Genomic DNA, 18,862 nt, shown 5'->3' on the forward strand with positions numbered 1-18,862 from the left:
CTATGGCTGACGATGTTGGATTCTTGCGGCAGGCGGTGGAGCTTGCGCGGGTGAACGGCGCCGCGGGACAGTTGCCGTTCGGCGCGGTCATCGTGAACGGCGAGGATGTCGTCGCGACAGGCGTGAACACTTCGCTCCGCGACAACGACCCGACGGCTCATGGCGAAGTGGTGGCGATTCGTGCCGCGTGCCGGGAGCTGGGCGCGATCACCCTGGCCGGTACGACGCTCTACTCCAGCTGTGAACCGTGCCCGATCTGTCACACCGTCGCGATCGTGGGGGAGGTGGACCGCGTCGTCTACGCCGCGCCGAAGGAGTGGGTGCCGGACCTGCGTACGCCGTACGCGCCGATTCTCACCGAGATCCAGGCTGCTGCGCGTGAGCTCGACCCCGGACGGATCGAGCAGCTGGAGTTGCCCGAGGCGCGTGAGCCGTTCGCCGTCTATCTCGAGCAGCTCAGGTGAAGCTCGGGCTGAACCTGCTCAACTACGGCCCCGACACCACGCCCGAGCTGCTGCTGGCGTGGGCACGGTTCGCCGAGGAGTCCGGGTTCGCGCTCGCGATGATGTCGGACCACGTCGCCATGGCGCCCGAGGTGCAGGCGCTCTACCCGGTCCCGTTCTACGAGCCGTTCACCGCGATCACGTGGCTCGCCGCGCACACCACGCGGCTCCGGCTCGGCACCTCGGTCTCCGTCCTCCCCTACCGGCACCCGTTGCAGACCGCGCGCGTCGGCGCCAACCTCGCCGACCTCAGCCACGGCCGGTTCGTCCTCGGCGTCGGTTCGGGCTGGTCCCAGCAGGAGTACGCCGCACTCGGCGTACCGTTCGACCGCCGCGGCCCCATCACCGACGAGTACCTGGCCGCGATCACGCACGCCTGGACTCACGACATCACGTCGTCCCCCGGTCCTTATGCGCCGTACGACGCGATCCACACCGGACCGCCCTCGGCGCACCGTCCGCCGATCTGGGTCGGCGGGGCCGGCCGGGCCGCGATCCGGCGGGCGATCCAGTACGGCGACGCCTGGCATCCCATCAACCCGCATCCGCTCTGGCTGCGTGACAAGGGCGTGCCGGCCCTGCGGTCCGCCGCAGCCGATGCGGGAGTCGCCGTACCGGCGCTCTGTCCGCGCATCCGGGCTCATCCGACGACGAAGCTCGCCGACGACGACCGCGTGCTCGGCGAGGGAACACTCGACCAGATCCGTGCCGATCTGGAAGGTCTCGCCGAGCTGGGTGCGGAGTACGTCGTACTGGACACCTACATCAGCCCCGACGTGCGGCGCACCGCCGAGGAGGACTGGCGCATCCTCGAGCAGGTGGCCGCCCTCAAGCCCTAGCTTGCGCGGATGGGTATCGCTGCCGGGACCGGTGGGCTTGGGTTTACCTTCGGTGTAGGAGGCGAGCATGAGCGAGCAGGGCTGGCGGGAGTTCCACGCCGCGGAAGGCGTTGACGACTGGGTCGTGTTGCACGGCGGGGCGAGCTGGATCCTCGCGGACCCCGCCGGAAACCGCGTGTGCATCTGTGCGTGGCCAGACGGCTCCACCCTGTCCGCTCCCGTTGATCCGCAACACGATGCCTGACCGGACGGATCTGCTGGTCGTCGGCGCAGGCCCTTATGCCTACTCTGCGGCCGCCTTCGCCCGCGACAACGGCATCGAGACCCGCATCGTCGGCCACCCGATGGGTTTCTGGCGGAAGCACATGCCGGCAGAGATGTTCCTGCGCTCAGGTCCCGACTGGCATCTCGACGGAAACGGCGAGTACACGTTCGAGGCATTCTTCGAGGACCGGGGACTGCGACCCGCAGACTTCGACCCGATCCCGATCTCGGTCTTCCTCGACTACACGGAGTGGTTCCGCGAGCGCAAGCGGCTCGACGTCGACGAGCGCCTTCTGACCGGCCTGACCACGTCGAACGCAGGCTTCGTGGCAACGATGGACGACGGTGCGACGATCACCGCGGACAAGGTACTCGCCGCCCCCGGCATCGGCTACTTCCTCAACCTGCCGGAGTGGTACGCCGACATCCCCGCGCCTCGCCGCTCGCATACCTGTGAACTGGTCTCCTTCGATTCGCTCGCCGGTGCCCGGGTCGTGATCATCGGCGGCCGGCAGAGCGCCTACGAATGGGCAGCGTTGCTGTGTGACCACGACGCCGAGCATGTGGACGTGGTGCATCGCCACAGCACGCCCAGGTTCGCCAAGGTGAGCTGGGGATTCGTCGACCAGTACGTCGACCAGACGCTGGCGCACCGGGGATGGTGGCGAGGACTCTCGGTCGATCGGCAGCGAGCAATCGCCGCCGAGTTCTGGCAGGTCGGGCGTCTCACCCTGGAACCCTGGCTCGTGCCGCGGATCCCTGACACCGTCGTGACCAGTCATCCTGAGTGTGCGGTGGTCGACACGGCAGTCGGCGAACACGACGTGACGCTGACGCTCTCCGATGGCAAGGCGCTGACAGCCGATCATGTGGTCTTCGCTTCCGGTTACCGGGCTGACCTTGCTCACGTGCCTTATCTCGGCGGTGTCGTGGATCGGGTCTCGCTGACCGAGGGGTTCCCCGACCTGACCGAGGGCCTCGAGACGTCCCTGGCCGGGCTGTACATGACAGGTTTCGCGTCGACCCGCGACTTCGGCCCCTTCTACGGATTCACCAAGGGGTGCCCGTCGGCCGCCCGCATCGCCATCACCGACATGATGCGCTGAGATGCCGGTGACGCGGCCCCACCCGACGACCCGGCCCGCGCACCTCCCGCCCCGCCGTTTGAGGGTTAGCGCCAGATGACGGCTTCGATCTCCCGGCGGCGTTCGGAGAACAAGCCGTTGCCGGCGGCCTTGGTCAGCAGGTCGCGAAGGTCGGCCTCGAAGGCGGCGAGGTCCGGGCCGAGCAGGTGTGGGGTCGAGCTGGACAGCGAGAACACGGACGCGACGATGTCGTCGACGCTGCGGTCCTCTATCTCGTTGCCGCCGACGACGATCCGGGTCGGGCCGTGGTAGCCGGCCGCGCGCATGACCTCCTCTTCGCCCCCGCGGGTGCCGGTCGGCAGCACGCTCCGACCGGCGCGGCGGACCGGGCCGAGGTAACGGACGACGAGCTTGTCGATGTCGTCCCAGGGTGGGCGTGGATGCGGGAGCTCGTCGGTGCCCTCGACGCCGCGATGAGTGGTGGCACCGACATGCACCCACGCACCGTCCGGCGTCAGCATGCCGCGAACCCGGTCGGCGACGAGCGCCTGATCCATCCAGTGGAAGGACTGCGCGAACGTAACCACCCGGAAGGTCCCGAGATCGGCCGGCAACTCTTCGGCTCGCAACTGCCGCCACCGCACGTTGGTCAACTCCGACCGACTCGCGGCCACCTCGAGCATCCCGGCGTCCGCGTCCACCCCGACCGCTTCCGCGAACAAAGGCGCGAGCAAGAGCGTCAGCGACCCCGGACCACAGCCCACGTCCAGCAACCGCCCGCTCCCGTCGAGCCCGAGCTCGTCCCGTACGGCGTTCGCCAACGCAGCCGGGTAGGCCATCCGCCCGACCGCGTAGTGCTCGGCGCTTCCGGCGTACAGGCTCGGATCCCACTGCCAGTTCCACTCGGTCGAGTCCATCCCGCGATGCTATCGACGGCTGCTGGTCTGCCGTCGACCGAATTTCCGGCGCACACTCGAGGTGGGGAAGGAGTGCGTCATGTGGCAGCCGGATGGATGGGATGTGCGGGCACGGATCGGCGTACTGACGCCGCACGGTGACGTCGGCCCCGAGTCGGAACTCCAGGCGATGGCTCCGGAGGGTGTTCGGGTGCATGCGACCCGTGTGCCGTTCGGCGGGATCAGGACGGGCGGCCAGATGGACCCGACGATCCCCTTGGCGCCGGTGCAGGCGTTCGTCGAACCGCCGGACATCGACGAAGCCACGGCCCTGCTGGCCGCCGCGCCACTGGGTGCCATCGGCATCGGATTCACCAGTTCGGCGTACGTGATCGGCGCCGACGGTGAACGCAAGGTCGTCGAGCGGCTGATGGAGCACAGCGCCGGTATCCCGGTGGTGTCCACGTGCGCCGCGGCGGTGGCCGGACTGCGGACGCTGAACGTGCAGCGGATCGCGCTCTTCAACCCGCCCTGGTTCGACGCTGAGCTGGACCGGCTCGGTGCCGGGTACTTCACCTCGCTGGACCTGGACGTCGTCCTGCACGGACCCTGCGAGCTGCCGAGCAATCAGCGGAGCATCAGCCCGGCCGACCTGTTCGCGTGGATCGTTGCCCACACACCCGACAACGCCGAAGCCGTCTTCATCGGCGGCAACGGCTTCCGCACGGTCGGCGTGATCTCCACCTTGGAAGCGGACCTGCAGCGCCCGGTCCTGACCGCCAACTCAGTCCTGCTCTGGGCTCTCCTCCATGCCGCCCGCACGTCCGCCCGCCCGACGAACTACGGCAGGCTGTTCGCGCTCTGACGCGAGAGCCCGCGCGTCGGTGTCGCCTCGCCGTACCAGGACCAACTCCCCAGCCGGCTCCCCCAACCCGAAGGCGCTCGCGATCTCAGCAGCCGTCGGTACATGCATGGACCGATGCTGACACAAGTGTCCTGTAACAGCCTCCGACTCTGAGTGTCTGCTGAGAACTCCGTGTGTGGTCAGGGGATTGCGAGGGGTCAGAAACGCCGACAGGGGTTCGATCTGAGCACTTCACGACGTAGGCTGCTCCTGCATCGGGGAACGGTGGGGCGTTGCAGGGGGGAACTGCATGATGCTGGACTTTTGCCTGCCTTTCGGCTGGTGCATGCGATGATTCCGTTGCGACGGATTCTGGTGTGGATCTCCGGAGCCTCGGCCGGGCTCGGCGCCGCACTGGCGGCGACACTCCCGTTCGACGCGGAACTCGTCGACATCTCTCGCCGCGGTGGTACGCCGGGAGCCCACCACGTCGCGGTCGATCTGGCCGACCCGGACTCTTGGCCGGTGGTCGCGACGGACTTCAGGCAGCGACTGGACACGTACTCCCCGGAGATGGTGGTCTTCGTCCACAACGCCGGCTCGCTCACACCGCTGGGGCCGGCCGACCGGGTCGACACCGCGCAGTACACGCGCAACGTGCTGCTGAACTCGGCCGCGGCCCTGGTGCTCGGCCAGGCGTTCCTCAGCGCGGTCTCCGGCCGCGACTGCGAGCAGCACCTGATCATGATGTCGTCCGGTGCCGCCAGCCGACCGCACGAAGGTGAGTCGAGCTACTGCGCCGCCAAGGCCGCGATCGACCAGTGGGTCCGCACGGCCGGGCTCGAGCAACGCCGGCGGGATCCCGGCTGCCGGGTGATCTCGATATCACCCGGCGCGGTCGACACCGGCATGCAAGCCGAGCTGCGCGCCTGTAGCGACGACCAGGTGCCGGAGTCCAGCCGCTTCCGCGAGATGGACGCCGAAGGCCTGCTGTCCAAGGCGGAGGACATCGCCCGCACGATCTGGTCGACGCTCGACCGCGACCTCGACAACGGCAGCGTCCTACACATCCGCGATCTGACCTGAGCGCGCCAGCCGGTGGATCTGCACGCGAGTCGCCGGATACAGCTCCGTGTAGGTCTGGAAGAGCTCCGCGTACGTCGAGGCCGTCGACGGATCGGGACGGACCACGTGATCGGGTCGGGCCCAGTCGGTGTCCGGCGGCACCAGACCGATCCCGATCGCCGCCAGCAGGGCATCGCCGTACGACGCTCCGATCGTCTGCGCGGGTACCTGCTGCTCCAGCCCGCACACGTCACTCACGATCTGAGTCCACAGCCCGCCTTGCGTACCGCCGCCGACGGCAACGATCCGCTCCGGCCGCCCGGCCGCTTCCTCGAGAGCGCCGATGATCTGCCGCACGCCACAAGCGATTCCTTCGTACGCCGCTCGCAGCAGGTGACCACGCCCGTGCCGCAGGGTAAGTCCGGCGATCACACCACGGGCCAGCGGATCGTAGATCGGCGTACGCTCACCGCTGAAGTACGGCAGCAGCACCAGCCCCTCACCACCGGCCGGAACGGCGGCCGCCTCCGCGACCAGCGTCTCGAACGGCACTCCACCGGTCAGATCCTGCAACCACGTGGTGATCGTCCCGGACGTCGCCATCCCGGCCGCCAAGGTGTGGGACGAGGGCTCGACGCCTGACGTCGTCCAGAGCCCACTGACACTGGTCGGTGCGGTCAGCACCTGGACGAAGAACATCGTCGAGCCGTACATCAGCATCAGGTCGCCAGGACGCCGCACCCCGACACTGAAGGCTTCCGCCCAGGCGTCGACCGTGCCCGCAACCACTGGAGTCCCCTCGGCCAGTCCGGTCTCCGCAGCCGCGACACCTCGCACCACGCCGACCTGCTCGGACGGCCACACCAACCGTGGCAGCGCCAGACCCGGCAGCACCGCTTCAACCCAGTCCCTGGCCCAGTCCTGCGCGCGGATGTCGTAGAAGGGATCGCACTGGCTCGCGGTGTGATGATCGAGCACCCACTCACCGGTCAGCCGGGCCACGACGTACGTGTGCGCGCTGAACCATCGATCCTGCGGCTGCCAGTCCTCCCCTGCCTCCCGCCGCAACCAGGCCAGTTTCGGTCCGATCGCCTGGCTGGACAGGTCTTTGCCACAGCGTTCGAGGATCGCGTCCGCGCCGAGTTGCGTGGTGATCTCCTCGATCTCCCGGGTCGCACGGGTGTCAACGCCGTACAGGATCGCCGGCCGCCGCGGCCGCAGCTCGGCATCGGCCTGTACGACGCATGGTCCGAGGCCCGAGACACAGACGGCGGCGATCTCCGCGTCCGGATGCGTGGACGTCAGCTCGGCGAGGACGTCCACGACATCACCCCACCAGTCGCGATCCGCATCCATCTCGGCCCAGCCCGGCTGCGGCAGGCTCGGCGCGTGGTCGCGCCGAGCGACCGCCCGCACCGTGCCGTCGAGCGTGGTCAGAACAGCCTTGGTACTGCCCGTGCCGATGTCGACCCCGATCACGAAGCTCATCCGCCAACCCTAGAGTCTCGCCTCTCAGGCTGCCTTCTCGAACTGGGTGGAGTAGAGGTCGGCGTACAGGCCGCCCTTGGCGAGGAGCTCCTCGTGGGTGCCGCGTTCGCGGATGCGGCCCTCGTCCAGGACGAGGATGACGTCGGCGTTGCGGACGGTCGACAACCGGTGCGCGATCACGAGCGACGTACGGCCGACGAGCGCGTTGGCGAGTGCTGCCTGGACGGCGGCCTCGGACTCGGAGTCCAGGTGCGCGGTGGCCTCGTCGAGGATCACGATCGACGGCGACTTGAGCAGCAGCCGCGCGATCGCGAGCCGCTGACGCTCGCCACCGGACAACCGGTAACCGCGATCGCCGACGACGGTGTCGAGACCATCGGGCAGGCTGCCGACCAGGGTCGCGATCTGCGCGGCCACGAGTGCTTCGTGCAGCTCGGCGTCGGTCGCTTCCGGGTTAGCGAGCAGCAGGTTGGAGCGGATCGTGTCGTGGTACATGTGCGAGTCCTGCGTGACCACGCCGATCACCTCTCGCAATGAGCGCTGGGTGACCTCGCGGACATCGCGGCCGCCGACGAGTACGGCGCCACCGGTCACGTCGTACATCCGGGAGACCAGCGAAGACAGGGTCGTCTTGCCGGCGCCAGACGGGCCGACGACAGCGACCAACTGTCCGGGCTCGACGGTGAAGCTGACGTCCTTGAGGACGTCCTCGCCGGTCTCGGCCGACAGGGTCGCGACCGACTCCAGCGAGGCGAGCGACACCTCCTCGGCGGACGGGTAGTGGAACGACACGTGGTCGAACTCGATCGACGGCTCGGCGTTGGCCGGCAGCTCCTTCGCGTCCTTGCGGTCGGCAACCATCGGCGGGAGGTCGAGCACCTCGAGCACCCGCTCGAAGCTGACCAGCGTCGTCATCACGTCGACCTGGATGTTGGACAGCGCGGTGAGCGGTCCGTAGAGCCGGTTGAGGTACGCCGTCAGCGCGACGACCGTGCCGATCCCGAGTGTTCCTCCGACCGCGAACACGCCGCCGACGCCGTACACGAGGGCAACGGCCAGCGCGGCGACCAGGGTGAGCGAGACGCGGAAGATACTCGCGTACATCGCGGTGGTGACGCCGATGTCACGGACCCGAGCAGCCTTGCCGGCGAACTCCTTCGAGGAGTCCTGCGTGCGGCCGAAGACCTTGGCCAGGACGGCGCCGGCGACGTTGAAGCGCTCGGTCATCGTCTGCGCCATGGTCGCGTTGAGCTTGTAGGTCTCGGCGGTCAACTCGCGCAACTTCCCGGCCATCAGCCGAGCGGGGACGATGAACAGCGGCAGGACCACGAGCGCGAGCAGGGTGATCTGCCACGACATCACGAACATCGCGCCGAGCACGAGAGTGACGCTGAGCAAGTTGCTGACCACGTTCGACAGGGTCGAGGTGAAGGCCTGCTGGGCGCCGAGGACATCGCCGTTCAGGCGCTGGATGAGCGCGCCGGTCTGGGTGCGGCTGAAGAACGCGACCGGCATCTGCTGCACGTGGTCGAACACGGCGGTGCGCAGATCGTAGACGAGTCCTTCGCCGATCCGCGCGGAGAACCAGCGCTCGCCCAGCGTGACCGCGCTGTTGACGACCGCGAGCAGCGCGACGACAAGGGCCAGCCACACGACCACGTCGGCGCGGCCCGGGACGATGCCGTCGTCGATGATCGCGCGGAACAGCAAGGGGGTGACGGCGCCGGTGCCGGCGTCGAGGGCAACGAGGACGAGGAAAAAGGCCAGGTAGCCGCGGTAGGGGCGGGCGAAGCCGAGGATGCGGCGGAGGGTGCCCGCGGTGAGCTTGTGGTGCCGGACGGAGGAGTCCTTCATCAGCGATCGCATCGCGCGACCGCCACCGCCTCCCCCACCCGGGAGTCCAGAGATCTGTGACATGCAGATCCTTTCGGTCGGGGACCAGATATACTGAGCTTACCTCACTATGAGCTAACCTCACAAGATCCTCAACCACTAGGCTCTGGTCGTGCACGCTCCGGATGACTCCGCGGAACAGATCGCGGCCCTGCTCGACGGCATCGTCCGCCGGCAGCGGCGCGCGTCCCGGGAAGGGCTCGGCGAGAGCGTCACCCATGGCCAGTTCCGCGTGCTCCGCACCCTCGACCGCGCCGACCGCGCGCTCCGCCTGAGCGAACTGGCCGCACAACTCGGCATCGTCCCTCGCTCGGCCACCTCGGTCGTCGACGACCTCGAGGCCGCCGGCCTGGTCGCCCGGCACCCCGACCCCAACGACCGCCGCGCCACCCTCGTCACCCTCACGCCGGCCGGCACCCAGATCCTCACCACCCTGCGCCACAACCGCCGCGAAGCCATGGCCACCCAACTCACCCGCCTCACCCCCACCGAACAATCCACCCTCATCCACCTCCTCCAACGCCTCACCGACGACTGACGGACATCCCCGAAGCCATCAGCAGGCAGCGCAGCCCCGGGACCGCGCGCTTTCCCGAAGCCACACCGGTCCGACACGCCTTCACAGCCCGACACCGCCCGCCGACTGAACGTCAGTGGGGATAACCGGGTCTCCTGCTCAATGTGTGGGTGGTGACCCAGGTCCCGCAGATCCGCATGCTCAGCGGCCTCGGTCTGGAGTGGCCGCGCTGAGGTGAGTCAGTACGGCGAGCACCCGGCGGTGACCGTCCTCGGTCTCGGGTAACGACAGCTTGGTGAACACGTGCCGGACGTGTGCCTCGACCGTTCGCTCGCTGAGGTAGAGCCGCTTGGCGATGCCATTGTTCGTCAAGCCTTCGGCCATCAGCTCGAGTACGTCGCGCTCGCGATCCGTCAGCATCGCCAGCGGATCGCCGGCCCCACGCCGGGCCACCAACCCCGCCACCATTTGCGGATCCAGCGCCGACCCACCCCGCGCGACCCGCTCGGCCGCGGCCAGGAACTCGCCCACGTCGAGCACCCGATCCTTCAGCAGATACCCGAACCCACCGAGCGATACGAGCTCGACCACGTGATGCGTCTCGATGTGCTGGGACAGCAGCAGTACGCCGATCTCCGGGTGCGCACTCTTCACCGCCTGAGCCGCCCGGGCACCCTCGTCGCCGAAGTCGGGCGGCATCCGGATGTCCGCCACGACGAGATCCGGCCGGTACGACGTCACCGCCGCGAGCAGCCCGTCCGTGTCGCCGACGGTCGCCACCACCTCGTGCCCACCGTCGACGAAGAGCATCTTCAGCCCTTCCCGGAGCAGGACCTGGTCCTCGGCGATCACGATCCGCATGGCAGCTCCGCGACGAGCGTCGTACCGGTGCCGGGCCGGCTCTGGATGTGGAAGGTGCCGCCGAGCGCCGCGACCCGATCGGCGAGGCCGGTGAGCCCGGTGCCGCTACGGGCCGCGGCTCCACCCACGCCGTCGTCGACCACGCGCACGACCAGCCGCTCGCGGTCCTGGTCGGCGATCAGATCGACCCGCGTGGCGCTGGCATGCTTGACCGCGTTGGTGAGGCCTTCACAGCAGATGAAGTACGCCGCGGCCTCGATGCCGGTGTCGAAGCGCTGGTCGGGCATCCGCACCGACACCGGCAGCGGAGCACGACGCGCGAGTTCCTGACAGGCTGGGGCGAGACCGGCGTCCAGTTGGGCGGGCGGCAGACCGCGGGCCAACTCGCGGAGCTCACCGATCGCCACCGTCGCCTCGGCGACCGCGCCGTCCAGCGTGACCCGCACGTCCGCGGGTGGCGCCGCTCCGAGTTGGTGCTGCGCGTGGCGGAGCGCGAGGCCGATGGACACCAGCCGCTGCTGGGCGCCGTCGTGCAGATCGCGTTCGATCCGGCGGCGCTCGGCGTGCCCGGCGGCAACGATCCGGGCCCGGGAGGCCTTCACCTCGACGAGTTGGACGTTGAGCTCGGCGCGGAGCCGTGCGACCTCGACGGCGAGACCACCGTCCTCGACGACCCGGCGCAGCAGGTCCGGGCCGATCCCGCCGGTGGCGTCGTACAGGACCACGCCGATCGGCTGGTCGCCGCGTTCGATGGCGATCCGGTGCCGGCCGTCGGTGTCGGCGCGGGTCGTGCCGGCCAGGTCGACGTACCGGCGGCTCTCCGGCAGGAAGACAAGGAGGTCGAGGCCGGGGTCGCCGAGGATCTCGCGCAGGACGACTTGGACGTCCTCCGGTGCGCGGCGGCCCGAGCGGACGTCTTCGAGGAAGCCGGCCATCCGCTGCAGCGCGTCGTACCGGGCCCGGTTGAAGCGGCGGTCGACGGCGTCCTGGACGCGGCCACGCAACGGGCGGAACAGCACGGCGCACACCAGGGTCGCGATGGCTGTGGTCCAGGCCGAACCCCGGCCGAGAAAGGCGCCCAGGGCAACGGTCACGACGGCGTACGCCGAAATCAGCAAGACCGTCAGGCCCGCGTAGGCGACGGTCCGGCTGATGAACAGATCGATGTCGTAGAGCCGGTAGCGCAGGATCGCGGCACCGGCGGCGATCGGCAAGCCCGAGAGCGCGACGGCGGCGATGACACCGGCCGCTGGAGTGACGTACCAGAGCAGGAAGCTCGTCGGCAGAGCCACGCCGGCGACGGACGCGGCGAGCACGAACCACTTGAGTTGCTGGCGTTCCAGGCCGGCCGAGCGCCGGAAGCGGACGGCAAGTGAGACGACGGCGCCGATCAGCGCGCCGAGGAACAGCGGCATGCCGATGGCGAGAAGGGCACCGGTCGGCAGCGACTCGACCGCCCACGGGTTGTGGCCACTGCTGAAGTCCCGGCCCCTGGCCGGACTCAGCGACCAGGCGAGCATGCTGAGCACCAGACCGGCCGCGGCGATCCACGGCAGCGGACGCCAGCGCCGGCTCGGCAGATGGCCGGTCGGGAAGAGCAGGAAGGTGAGTGTCCAGCCGAAGCCGCTCGGCAACCAGCTGACAGCGGAGATCCCCTCGCCGATCGGACCGCCGGCCCAGCCTTCGGCGGCGGCCCGGAGTCCCCAGCCCTGGGCGAGATCCGCGGCGAGTGCGTTGAGCAGTCCGAAGCCGCAGAACAGCCAGCCGATCGCGTTCTCCGGATGCCGCCGGGCGATCAACGCTCCCGCGCCGACGGTGGTGAGCGCGAACGCACCGTACAGCAGCGTGTCGTAGACGGGTTCGAGCCGCCACGACAGGGCGATCGCGGCGATCTCCGCGACCACGGTCACTCCGAACAACACGGTCGGTAACGGCCGGCGCCCACCCACGCCACCATCGTGGCAGCGCCGGATGATCCCGCCAACAGTGCTGGCACTGACGCGGTTTCGCGCGCCGATCGGCGTACTGACGCCGATGCGCCGGGCAACCGCCGAAACCTAGCGTCGAAGCACACTTCGAAAGGTGGGAATCATGAACCGCAAACTCGCAGTCTTCGGTCTCGTCGGCGCCGTCCTGACGACGCTGTCCGGCATCGCCGTGGAGGTGCTGGTGAAGCCGGCCTCCGACGTCTCCGACACGATGTGGAGCTACCCCTGGAGCAGTGACGCCATCCTCGGTGTCTCCGTCCTGTACGCCGGGTTCCACCTGCTCGTTCTGCTCGGCATGCTGGCCGTCGTCCGCGCGATGGGGAGCCGCGGCGGCCGGATCGGCGCGATGCTCGCGGTGGCGGGGACGTTCGTCCTGCTCGTCGCGGAGCTCGCGTCGATCCCGATCGCCGACCAGCGGATGGACGACACCGGGCCCAAGATCGTCGGCCCGGTGTTCGGCCTCGGGGTAGCGCTCACCGCGGTCGGGTTGCTCATCGCGGGCGTGGCGGTCCTGCGCTCAGGTGACTGGACGGGGTGGCGTCGTTACGCGCCGCTGGCCGCGGGCATCTGGGCCTTCCTGTTGATCGGCGTGAGCGTGACCAGCGCCCTCGCACTGGGCGTCGCCATCTACGGAGTCACCCTGTGCGTGCTGTTCGCAGCCGTCTACCCGCGCCAGGCTGTCTCAGCCGAACCCCGCGTGCGGGCCCGGATCGATCACTGAGGGGTCGTCCGAGCGGCGGCGAGTTCGTAGAGGAAGGTGTTGACCGGAGTGGGAACGCCGGACTCGCGTCCAAGGCGTACTACCGCTCCGGTCCACGCCTCCAACTCGGAGGGCCGGCCGGCGATCAGGTCCCGTTGGAGAGACGTGGTGCCGTCAGCCGGCAACTGGTCGATCAAGGCGAGAGTTCTGGGTACGACGTCCGCCGCGAGAGCGACCCCGCGTGCCAGGGCGACGTCGCGGATCTCCGTGGTCGCCTCGGTGAGCAGCCGGCGGGTACCAGGTCTCGTCCGGAGGACGCCGTACCCGGCGCCGGTCGCCGTACCGAGGCCGCCGCTCGGCACGACGGAAAGGAACTTGGTCCACAGGCCCGCCCAGATGTCGTCCGGGACGGTCGCTTGCAGGCCGGCGTCGACGAAGGCTTCCCGCAGCCGGCCGGTGCGGACTGTCGGCTGGTTGTCCCACTCGCCGAAGGTCAGCTTCCCGTTGCCAAGGTGGCGGATGATCCCCGGACCGTCGACGTACGCGATCACCTCCGCAGCACCTGGCAGGACCGCCTCGCGGCCGTAGACCGCCGCAACCTGGTCCGGCGCCTCGACGCCGTTCTGCACGGTGACGATCGCCGTCGCATCGCCGACGAGCGGTGCGATCGCCGTGATCACCTCGGCCAGTTGCCAGGTCTTCACACAGACGAGCACATAGTCGGCCTCGCCGAGCTCAGCCGGGTCCGCGGTCGCTCGCACGGGCGAGAGCTCCAGGTCACCGGCCGGACTCCGCACGACGAGCCCAGTGGACTGCAGCGCCTCCAGGTGTTTGCCGCGCGCAACAAAACTGACGTCCTGCCCGGCCGCGGCCAGCCGGGCACCGAAGTACCCGCCGACGCCACCCGCTCCGACGATCGCGATCTTCACAGCCCCACTCCTCTGTTACCTGTTCAACTGGTAACACCGAGGATAGACTAGTCGCATGAGTTTCACCTGGGTGGGCGGCCGGCCGTCGGTCGACTTCACCGCGACCCTCGGCAAGCGCCTGCAGACCCCGTTCGAGCGGATCCCGGCCGCGGCCGACCTGGGCCGCTGGTTCCACGACGCCGGCCTCGCCGATCGCCCCGTCGCCGTGTCTCCCCGCACCTTCCCCCAGGCCCTGGCGCTGCGCGAAGCCTTCTACCGCCTCTTCACCGGTACGACGCTCGCCGCGGACGTCGACCTGGTCAACCGCTGGAGCGCCCGGCCGATCCCCGGCCCTCGGCTCACCCGGGACCGTCAGGCCGAGAGGATCACGACGGACGCGGCCGGTCTCCTCAGTGTGCTCGCGCGGGACGCGGTCGACCTGCTGACCGGACCGCTTGCGGACCGGATCCACACCTGCGCCGCCGACGATTGCTCGCTGCTCTTCGTCGACGAGAGCCGGGCCGGCCGACGGCGCTGGTGCTCGATGAACTCTTGCGGCGCCCGCGCGAAGATGGCGCACTATCGCGCGGGCCGGGTGGATTGAAGACATTCTGCAGTCCAACTGGTAGACAACCCGCGGCATGGTTCAGTGGGCGCATGCGTACACCGAAGACTTCTCCGGTCGAGGCGGCACATCTGCTCCGAACCGACCAGGAGCTCCTGCTGACCCGCATCGACGGACGGACCGAGGCTGAGCTGCGAGCGCCGTACCGGGTGACGGCCGGTCCGCTCGGCCACTTCTGCGACTCGTTGCACGACCTGGTCGCGCACATCCTGATGTGGGACGAGATCACCCTCGCCGTACTCCGGGACGCCAAGGCCGGCCGCCTGCACTGGAGCATCGACCCGCGCTGGGAGACGGCCGAGGTCGGCAGCGCTCTCAACGTCGGCGGCGTCGAGGCCGGTCGCCACATCCCGTCCGACCTGCTCCGGCACCGCTTCGACAGCGTCGGCGCGGCACTCGTCGCCGAGATCGAGCAGTACGACGAGAAGTCGTGGTCGGACCCGTCGACGGGCGGCGGGTTCGACGGTGGCATCGGCGCGCTGGCCGAGTACGCCTCCACTCCGCCCGACGGCATCGTGTTCGGCCACGCCGCCCGCCACCTCCAGCCCGCGGCGGTCTCCGCATGAAGGCCGAGATCGTCGACAGTCCGCAGTTCGCGGCCGAGACCGACCAGCTGCTGAAATTCTTCGCGAACCAGCCCGAAGGCCCCGACCTCGACCCCTATCAGGCCCTGTTGCTCGATCGCGAGGAACTCCCGGACCCGGAGCTGGCCGGCGAGTGCGATCCGCGGACTCACCCCGAAGACCTCACCATCACCTTGCCGGACCGCCGCCTCCAGGCGCGCGTCTATCGTCCGCTCACCTCCGGGCCGAGGCCAGTTGTGCTCTGGTTGCATGGTGGTGGTTTCATCGGTGGGGATCTCCGCGACATCGAGTACGCAACCTCGGGGATCGCTGCCGCAGGCAACGTTATCGTTGTCTCGCTCAACTACCGACTCGCGCCCGAAGACCCTTATCCAGCGGGGCTTCACGATGTTCGCGACAGTCTCGATTGGCTCCGCGAGTACAAGGCAGAGCTCAACGGTGACGGCAGGATCGTGATTGGCGGCCAGAGTGCTGGTGCCGCGCTCGCCGCCGGCGCCTGCCTGCTCGCGCGCGACGAGGGCACTCCCCTCCCCGACCGCCAGATACTCTGCTACCCATCCCTCGACCTGGACCAGGACACCGAGTCGTACCGTTCGTTCGACGGCACATTTCTGAGCATCGCGCCGGGTAGTTGGTCGTCGACGCAATACTTCCCCGACGGCGACCTCCCCGCCGCGGCCGTACCGCTACGGGCAGCCACGCTCGCCGGCCTGCCGCCCGCGCTCGTCCTCGCCGCCGGACGTGATCCGCTGCGCGACGACGCGCGCACCTACGCGAGCCGGCTCGGGCAGGACGGCGTACCGGCGCGGCTGGTCGAGTACGCGGACACGATGCACGCGTTCCTCAACTTTCCCGCGGCCCTGTCGGCCGGTCGGCACGCAGTCGAGCTGATCGGCGCCGACCTCCGGACGACGTTCAGCGGACCCCGCCCATGAGCCTGCCGATCGCCGGGGCCGCAAGGGCGAGCGCCCCACCTCAGCTGGTGTGCGGGATGAAGAACCTGGCCGGATCGCCGGCGGCTCGGGCGCCGGAGTGGATCCAGGCGGCGAACGCCTCCGGACTCCGTCGCTCGAGCTCGTCGAGGTACGCGCGGCGGACGTCGGCCATCGCGGACCGATGCTCGGCGGTCGAGGAAGTCTGCAGCCGGGTGAAGCTCCGCCGCCACGCCAGGCAGATCTCCTCGTCACTCAGCTCGCACAGGCTGCGCGCCACCGCGGACAGATAGCGAGGTGTGGGTAGCGATGGTGGAGGCACATCCTGCGGCTGACGCATCGGCTCGGCCGGCTGGCGGGCGGCAGGCCGCAGCCGGGCGAGCACCGGCGGCGACAAGGTGATGATCAGCCCGACCAGGACCAGCGTCTCCAGGCCCACCGCCGCGGCGAACCCACAGATCGCCAGCACCAGCAGACCGCCGAGAACGGCCAAACGAGGTGTCGATCGGATCAAATCCGCCGACGGCAACTCCCGCGCGAGGCCGACCTGCAGAGCGGCGGCCCCAGCCACGGCGGCCGCGACCAGGAAGGCCACCAGGTTGGTCGACAGGCCGACGAACACGATCGCCGAGGCCAGCCCGATCGTGGCCAGCAACACGACGGCCGCTCGCCAGATCCGGTCGTAACGCGACGCTAGGCGCTCCCGCATGCGGACCCAGTGCCCACTGCACCGGATCTCAACACGCCCTGCAACGCCCCGACGAAGGCCGTGGTGGCCGGCGGGTCCGGTGGTTCGCCGTACGTCGCGAGGTAGATCCGGCGTACGACGGACAGCTCGGTCGCCCGCACTCCGTCCAGATGGTGTGAACGCAGCGCCAGGCCAGGCATCGTGGTGACTCCGAGACCAGCCGCGACGAAGGCCTGCTTCACGATGATGTCGTCACTGGTGTAGGCGATGCGCGGCGTGAACCCGGCGTCCGCGCAGTGCTGGAGCAGTTCCTGCCGGCAGTTCACGCACCCCGCGATCCAATCCGAGTCCCGGTGGTCGGTGAGGGTCTCCCCCGTCCGGCGACTCAGCAGCTGCACAGGATCGTCGAGGAGATAGGTGTACCGAAGTCCGTCGTCCGGGATGTCGTCGTCGTACCGAAACAAGATCGCAAGGTCGATGTCGCCCGCGCGCAGCTGTCGCGCCGCGACGACCGGGTGGGCGTCGGCCAGCTCGAGCTCGAGGTTCGGATGCTCGCGGCGCAGCTCCGCGGCGGCCGGCGGCACCAGGACGCTGAGCGCCGAGGAGAACGCCCCGACCCGGACGCGCCCGGACTGCAGACCGACCAACGCGGCGAGCTCCGCGTCGGCCGCATCGACCCGGCCGACGATCTCGGCGGCCCGGCGCGCGAGCACCTCGCCTTCGGGCGTGAGCCGGATGCCACGGCCGACCCGCTGGACCAGTTTCGCGCCGGTCGCGGCCTCCAGCCGGGCGAGGTGATGGCTGACGGTGGGCTGGGTGTAGTGCAAGGCCTCGGCCGCCGCGGTCACCGATCCGTGGGCGGCGACCGCGGCCAGCACGCGCAGCCGGACGAGATCGAGCATGGATCGATGCTATCTATGCTTTCGCGCCGGGATTGGCATTAGACGCATGCACTTCCGGACCGGCAGGGTGGTGGCCGAACGAGAGGAGAACAGCATGACCGGCAAGGTTGTCTGGCACATGACGATGTCCCTCGACGGCTTCATCGGCGACCGGGACGACAAGCTGGACTGGAGCTTCGGCGTGAACGAGCCGTCCGAGCTGGCGGCCGAGGTCATCCGGACCACGGGCGCGTTCCTGTGCGGCGGGCGACTCGTCGACGCGGTCGGCGACAACCGACCGTACGGCGGTGCGTGGACAGGCCCGGTCCTCATCTACACCCACAAGGACCCGGCGACCAATCCGGTCCCGGAGTTCACCTACGTCTCCGGCGACATCCGCGACGTCATCGCGAACGGCCTGAAAGCCGCCGACGGCAAGAACCTCGTCGTCACCGGCGGAGCCGTACCCCGCCTGACCCTGGACGCCGGCCTGGTCGACGAGATCGTCCTGCACATCGTCCCCGTCCTCCTCGGCGAAGGCGTCCGCTTCTACGACAGCCCCGGCGTCCATCCGGCCAGCCTCAAGGTCCTGACCACCGAACGCACCAACTTCCGCTTCGAGGTGATCAAGTAGATGGCCCAGCGCTTCGTCGTCCTCGATGCCATGGGCGTCCTGTACCGGCACGGCAACGTGGTGAGCGGCGTCCTCCTCCCCTACCTCCGGAGGCACGACTGCCCGTGCACCGAGGCCCAGATCCGCGACGCGTACCGCCGTTGCACCCTCGGCCAACTGTCCACCGACGACTTCTGGGCGGCGGTAGGCGTCGGCCGGACAGCGTCCGACAGCGACTACTGCCGCAACCACCAGTTGACGGTCGGCACAGTCGACATGCTGCGGGGTCTCCACGAAGCCGGTGTCACGGTGTTGGTGCTCACCAACGATGCCGGGCCATGGTCCGCCCACCTGCGGCGACGCTTCGACCTCGAGCCGTACGTCGACCACTGGTACGTCAGCGCCGAGATCGGTGCCCGCAAACCCGACCCGGCCGCGTACGACGCCGTACTGGCGCACCCCGGCCTCGACCCGGCGCACACGGTCATGGTCGACGACCGGCCGACCAACCTCGCCGCAGCCCGGGCCGCGGGGTTGTGTCCTGTTCTCTTCCACAGCGAGGACACCGCCGCCAATCCGGCTCCCGACCTCGACGTGGCCGGTGCCCGCAACATGCCGGAGCTGCTCAAACTTCTGCTCGCGCACGGCTGACCCCCAGCGTGCGGGCGACGGCGTCTGTCTCGCGGGG

The 18,862-nt window shown here is 69.4% G+C and carries 21 protein-coding genes; 13 read left to right on the top strand and 8 right to left on the bottom strand.

The annotated features are described in order from the left end of the window. Nucleotides 1–2 precede the first annotated feature (2 nt). From ACXC9Q_RS39010 to ACXC9Q_RS39025, 4 genes are all read left to right on the top strand, one after another. Nucleotides 3–464 carry a nucleoside deaminase gene (locus ACXC9Q_RS39010; protein WP_457061827.1) on the top strand — a complete coding sequence of 154 codons (462 nt, stop codon included), beginning with the start codon at nt 3–5 and terminating at the stop codon, nt 462–464. Next, nucleotides 461–1,342, top strand: a complete 882-nt coding sequence (locus ACXC9Q_RS39015; RefSeq protein ID WP_457061828.1) for a TIGR03619 family F420-dependent LLM class oxidoreductase — start codon at nt 461–463, stop codon at nt 1,340–1,342. The genes ACXC9Q_RS39010 and ACXC9Q_RS39015 overlap by 4 nt, the downstream gene beginning before the upstream one ends. 67 nt (nt 1,343–1,409) lie before the next feature. After that, nucleotides 1,410–1,586, top strand: a complete 177-nt coding sequence (locus ACXC9Q_RS39020; RefSeq protein ID WP_457061830.1) for a hypothetical protein — start codon at nt 1,410–1,412, stop codon at nt 1,584–1,586. After that, on the top strand, nt 1,579–2,712 hold the full coding sequence (locus ACXC9Q_RS39025; protein ID WP_457061831.1) for an FAD-dependent oxidoreductase: 1,134 nt from the start codon (nt 1,579–1,581) through the stop codon (nt 2,710–2,712). The genes ACXC9Q_RS39020 and ACXC9Q_RS39025 overlap by 8 nt, the downstream gene beginning before the upstream one ends. Nucleotides 2,713–2,777: 65 nt before the next feature. Here ACXC9Q_RS39025 and ACXC9Q_RS39030 read toward each other — a convergent pair whose 3' ends face one another. Then, a complete protein-coding gene (locus ACXC9Q_RS39030; RefSeq protein ID WP_457061833.1) occupies nt 2,778–3,608 on the bottom strand; it encodes a class I SAM-dependent methyltransferase in 831 nt (276 codons plus the stop codon). A gap of 79 nt (nt 3,609–3,687) precedes the next feature. Here ACXC9Q_RS39030 and ACXC9Q_RS39035 point away from each other — a divergent pair, with 79 nt between their 5' ends. Further along, the gene (locus tag ACXC9Q_RS39035; RefSeq protein WP_457061834.1) at nt 3,688–4,452 is read left to right on the top strand and encodes a maleate cis-trans isomerase family protein; all 765 of its coding nucleotides are present in this window, start codon (nt 3,688–3,690) and stop codon (nt 4,450–4,452) included. A 330-nt stretch (nt 4,453–4,782) separates the two neighbouring features. Then, nucleotides 4,783–5,517 carry an SDR family NAD(P)-dependent oxidoreductase gene (locus tag ACXC9Q_RS39040; protein WP_457061835.1) on the top strand — a complete coding sequence of 245 codons (735 nt, stop codon included), beginning with the start codon at nt 4,783–4,785 and terminating at the stop codon, nt 5,515–5,517. Here ACXC9Q_RS39040 and ACXC9Q_RS39045 read toward each other — a convergent pair. Together ACXC9Q_RS39045 and ACXC9Q_RS39050 are read right to left on the bottom strand one after the other, a co-directional pair. Further along, complete coding sequence (locus ACXC9Q_RS39045) at nt 5,494–6,984, bottom strand: FGGY-family carbohydrate kinase (protein WP_457061836.1); 1,491 nt, start codon at nt 6,982–6,984, stop codon at nt 5,494–5,496. The two genes, ACXC9Q_RS39040 and ACXC9Q_RS39045, sit on opposite strands and share 24 nt — an antisense overlap. 24 nt (nt 6,985–7,008) lie before the next feature. Beyond that, nucleotides 7,009–8,901, bottom strand: a complete 1,893-nt coding sequence (locus ACXC9Q_RS39050; RefSeq protein ID WP_457061838.1) for an ABC transporter ATP-binding protein — start codon at nt 8,899–8,901, stop codon at nt 7,009–7,011. A gap of 88 nt (nt 8,902–8,989) precedes the next feature. On the opposite strand from ACXC9Q_RS39050, the gene ACXC9Q_RS39055 reads away from it, so the two are divergent. Further along, nucleotides 8,990–9,415 (top strand): MarR family winged helix-turn-helix transcriptional regulator, encoded by a 426-nt coding sequence (locus ACXC9Q_RS39055; RefSeq protein ID WP_329474636.1) that lies wholly within the window; start codon nt 8,990–8,992, stop codon nt 9,413–9,415. A gap of 180 nt (nt 9,416–9,595) precedes the next feature. On the opposite strand, the gene ACXC9Q_RS39060 is transcribed toward ACXC9Q_RS39055, so the two are convergent. Next, nucleotides 9,596–10,255, bottom strand: a complete 660-nt coding sequence (locus ACXC9Q_RS39060; protein ID WP_457061840.1) for a response regulator transcription factor — start codon at nt 10,253–10,255, stop codon at nt 9,596–9,598. Beyond that, nucleotides 10,243–12,204 carry a histidine kinase gene (locus ACXC9Q_RS39065; RefSeq protein ID WP_457061841.1) on the bottom strand — a complete coding sequence of 654 codons (1,962 nt, stop codon included), beginning with the start codon at nt 12,202–12,204 and terminating at the stop codon, nt 10,243–10,245. Before ACXC9Q_RS39065 ends, ACXC9Q_RS39060 begins: the two co-directional genes overlap by 13 nt. Before the next feature lie 142 nt (nt 12,205–12,346). Here ACXC9Q_RS39065 and ACXC9Q_RS39070 point away from each other — a divergent pair, with 142 nt between their 5' ends. Then, nucleotides 12,347–12,964 carry a hypothetical protein gene (locus tag ACXC9Q_RS39070; protein ID WP_457061843.1) on the top strand — a complete coding sequence of 206 codons (618 nt, stop codon included), beginning with the start codon at nt 12,347–12,349 and terminating at the stop codon, nt 12,962–12,964. Here the strand turns inward: ACXC9Q_RS39070 and ACXC9Q_RS39075 are convergent. Beyond that, nucleotides 12,958–13,872, bottom strand: coding sequence for a 2-dehydropantoate 2-reductase (locus ACXC9Q_RS39075; protein WP_457061845.1), 915 nt, complete (start codon nt 13,870–13,872; stop codon nt 12,958–12,960). The genes ACXC9Q_RS39070 and ACXC9Q_RS39075 overlap by 7 nt on opposite strands. A 55-nt stretch (nt 13,873–13,927) precedes the next feature. Here ACXC9Q_RS39075 and ACXC9Q_RS39080 point away from each other — a divergent pair, with 55 nt between their 5' ends. Genes ACXC9Q_RS39080 through ACXC9Q_RS39090 form a run of 3 tightly spaced genes read left to right on the top strand, consistent with a single transcriptional unit; the run spans nt 13,928 to nt 15,995 of the window. Further along, entirely contained in the window at nt 13,928–14,455 is a 528-nt protein-coding gene (locus ACXC9Q_RS39080; RefSeq protein ID WP_457061846.1) for a CGNR zinc finger domain-containing protein, read from the top strand. A 53-nt stretch (nt 14,456–14,508) separates the two neighbouring features. Next, entirely contained in the window at nt 14,509–15,042 is a 534-nt protein-coding gene (locus ACXC9Q_RS39085; protein ID WP_457061848.1) for a hypothetical protein, read from the top strand. Continuing rightward, nucleotides 15,039–15,995 (top strand): alpha/beta hydrolase, encoded by a 957-nt coding sequence (locus ACXC9Q_RS39090; protein ID WP_457061849.1) that lies wholly within the window; start codon nt 15,039–15,041, stop codon nt 15,993–15,995. Before ACXC9Q_RS39085 ends, ACXC9Q_RS39090 begins: the two co-directional genes overlap by 4 nt. Before the next feature lie 40 nt (nt 15,996–16,035). On the opposite strand, the gene ACXC9Q_RS39095 is transcribed toward ACXC9Q_RS39090, so the two are convergent. Both ACXC9Q_RS39095 and ACXC9Q_RS39100 read right to left on the bottom strand, forming a co-directional pair. Next, complete coding sequence (locus ACXC9Q_RS39095) at nt 16,036–16,701, bottom strand: hypothetical protein (protein WP_457061850.1); 666 nt, start codon at nt 16,699–16,701, stop codon at nt 16,036–16,038. Further along, on the bottom strand, nt 16,686–17,582 hold the full coding sequence (locus ACXC9Q_RS39100) for a LysR family transcriptional regulator (RefSeq protein WP_457061851.1): 897 nt from the start codon (nt 17,580–17,582) through the stop codon (nt 16,686–16,688). Before ACXC9Q_RS39100 ends, ACXC9Q_RS39095 begins: the two co-directional genes overlap by 16 nt. A 94-nt stretch (nt 17,583–17,676) precedes the next feature. Between ACXC9Q_RS39100 and ACXC9Q_RS39105 the strand changes: the two genes are divergently transcribed. Together ACXC9Q_RS39105 and ACXC9Q_RS39110 are read left to right on the top strand one after the other, a co-directional pair. Beyond that, nucleotides 17,677–18,195, top strand: a complete 519-nt coding sequence (locus tag ACXC9Q_RS39105; RefSeq protein ID WP_457061852.1) for a dihydrofolate reductase family protein — start codon at nt 17,677–17,679, stop codon at nt 18,193–18,195. Then, nucleotides 18,196–18,825, top strand: coding sequence for an HAD family hydrolase (locus ACXC9Q_RS39110; RefSeq protein ID WP_457061853.1), 630 nt, complete (start codon nt 18,196–18,198; stop codon nt 18,823–18,825). It abuts the gene before it with no gap. The last annotated feature ends 37 nt before the right edge of the window (nt 18,826–18,862 follow it).

Source organism: Kribbella sp. CWNU-51 (assembly GCF_054073265.1).

Coding starts and splice junctions, on each gene's coding strand:
- ACXC9Q_RS39085 (WP_457061848.1), top strand. CDS start 14,509: ATGCGTACACCGAAGACTTCTCCGGTCGAGGCGGCACATCTGCTCCGA.
- ACXC9Q_RS39010 (WP_457061827.1), top strand. CDS start 3: ATGGCTGACGATGTTGGATTCTTGCGGCAGGCGGTGGAGCTTGCGCGG.
- ACXC9Q_RS39040 (WP_457061835.1), top strand. CDS start 4,783: ATGATTCCGTTGCGACGGATTCTGGTGTGGATCTCCGGAGCCTCGGCC.
- ACXC9Q_RS39020 (WP_457061830.1), top strand. CDS start 1,410: ATGAGCGAGCAGGGCTGGCGGGAGTTCCACGCCGCGGAAGGCGTTGAC.
- ACXC9Q_RS39035 (WP_457061834.1), top strand. CDS start 3,688: ATGTGGCAGCCGGATGGATGGGATGTGCGGGCACGGATCGGCGTACTG.
- ACXC9Q_RS39050 (WP_457061838.1), bottom strand. CDS start 8,901: ATGTCACAGATCTCTGGACTCCCGGGTGGGGGAGGCGGTGGCGGTCGC.
- ACXC9Q_RS39080 (WP_457061846.1), top strand. CDS start 13,928: ATGAGTTTCACCTGGGTGGGCGGCCGGCCGTCGGTCGACTTCACCGCG.
- ACXC9Q_RS39025 (WP_457061831.1), top strand. CDS start 1,579: ATGCCTGACCGGACGGATCTGCTGGTCGTCGGCGCAGGCCCTTATGCC.
- ACXC9Q_RS39090 (WP_457061849.1), top strand. CDS start 15,039: ATGAAGGCCGAGATCGTCGACAGTCCGCAGTTCGCGGCCGAGACCGAC.
- ACXC9Q_RS39045 (WP_457061836.1), bottom strand. CDS start 6,984: ATGAGCTTCGTGATCGGGGTCGACATCGGCACGGGCAGTACCAAGGCT.
- ACXC9Q_RS39060 (WP_457061840.1), bottom strand. CDS start 10,255: ATGCGGATCGTGATCGCCGAGGACCAGGTCCTGCTCCGGGAAGGGCTG.
- ACXC9Q_RS39030 (WP_457061833.1), bottom strand. CDS start 3,608: ATGGACTCGACCGAGTGGAACTGGCAGTGGGATCCGAGCCTGTACGCC.
- ACXC9Q_RS39070 (WP_457061843.1), top strand. CDS start 12,347: ATGAACCGCAAACTCGCAGTCTTCGGTCTCGTCGGCGCCGTCCTGACG.
- ACXC9Q_RS39095 (WP_457061850.1), bottom strand. CDS start 16,701: ATGCGGGAGCGCCTAGCGTCGCGTTACGACCGGATCTGGCGAGCGGCC.
- ACXC9Q_RS39100 (WP_457061851.1), bottom strand. CDS start 17,582: ATGCTCGATCTCGTCCGGCTGCGCGTGCTGGCCGCGGTCGCCGCCCAC.
- ACXC9Q_RS39105 (WP_457061852.1), top strand. CDS start 17,677: ATGACCGGCAAGGTTGTCTGGCACATGACGATGTCCCTCGACGGCTTC.
- ACXC9Q_RS39110 (WP_457061853.1), top strand. CDS start 18,196: ATGGCCCAGCGCTTCGTCGTCCTCGATGCCATGGGCGTCCTGTACCGG.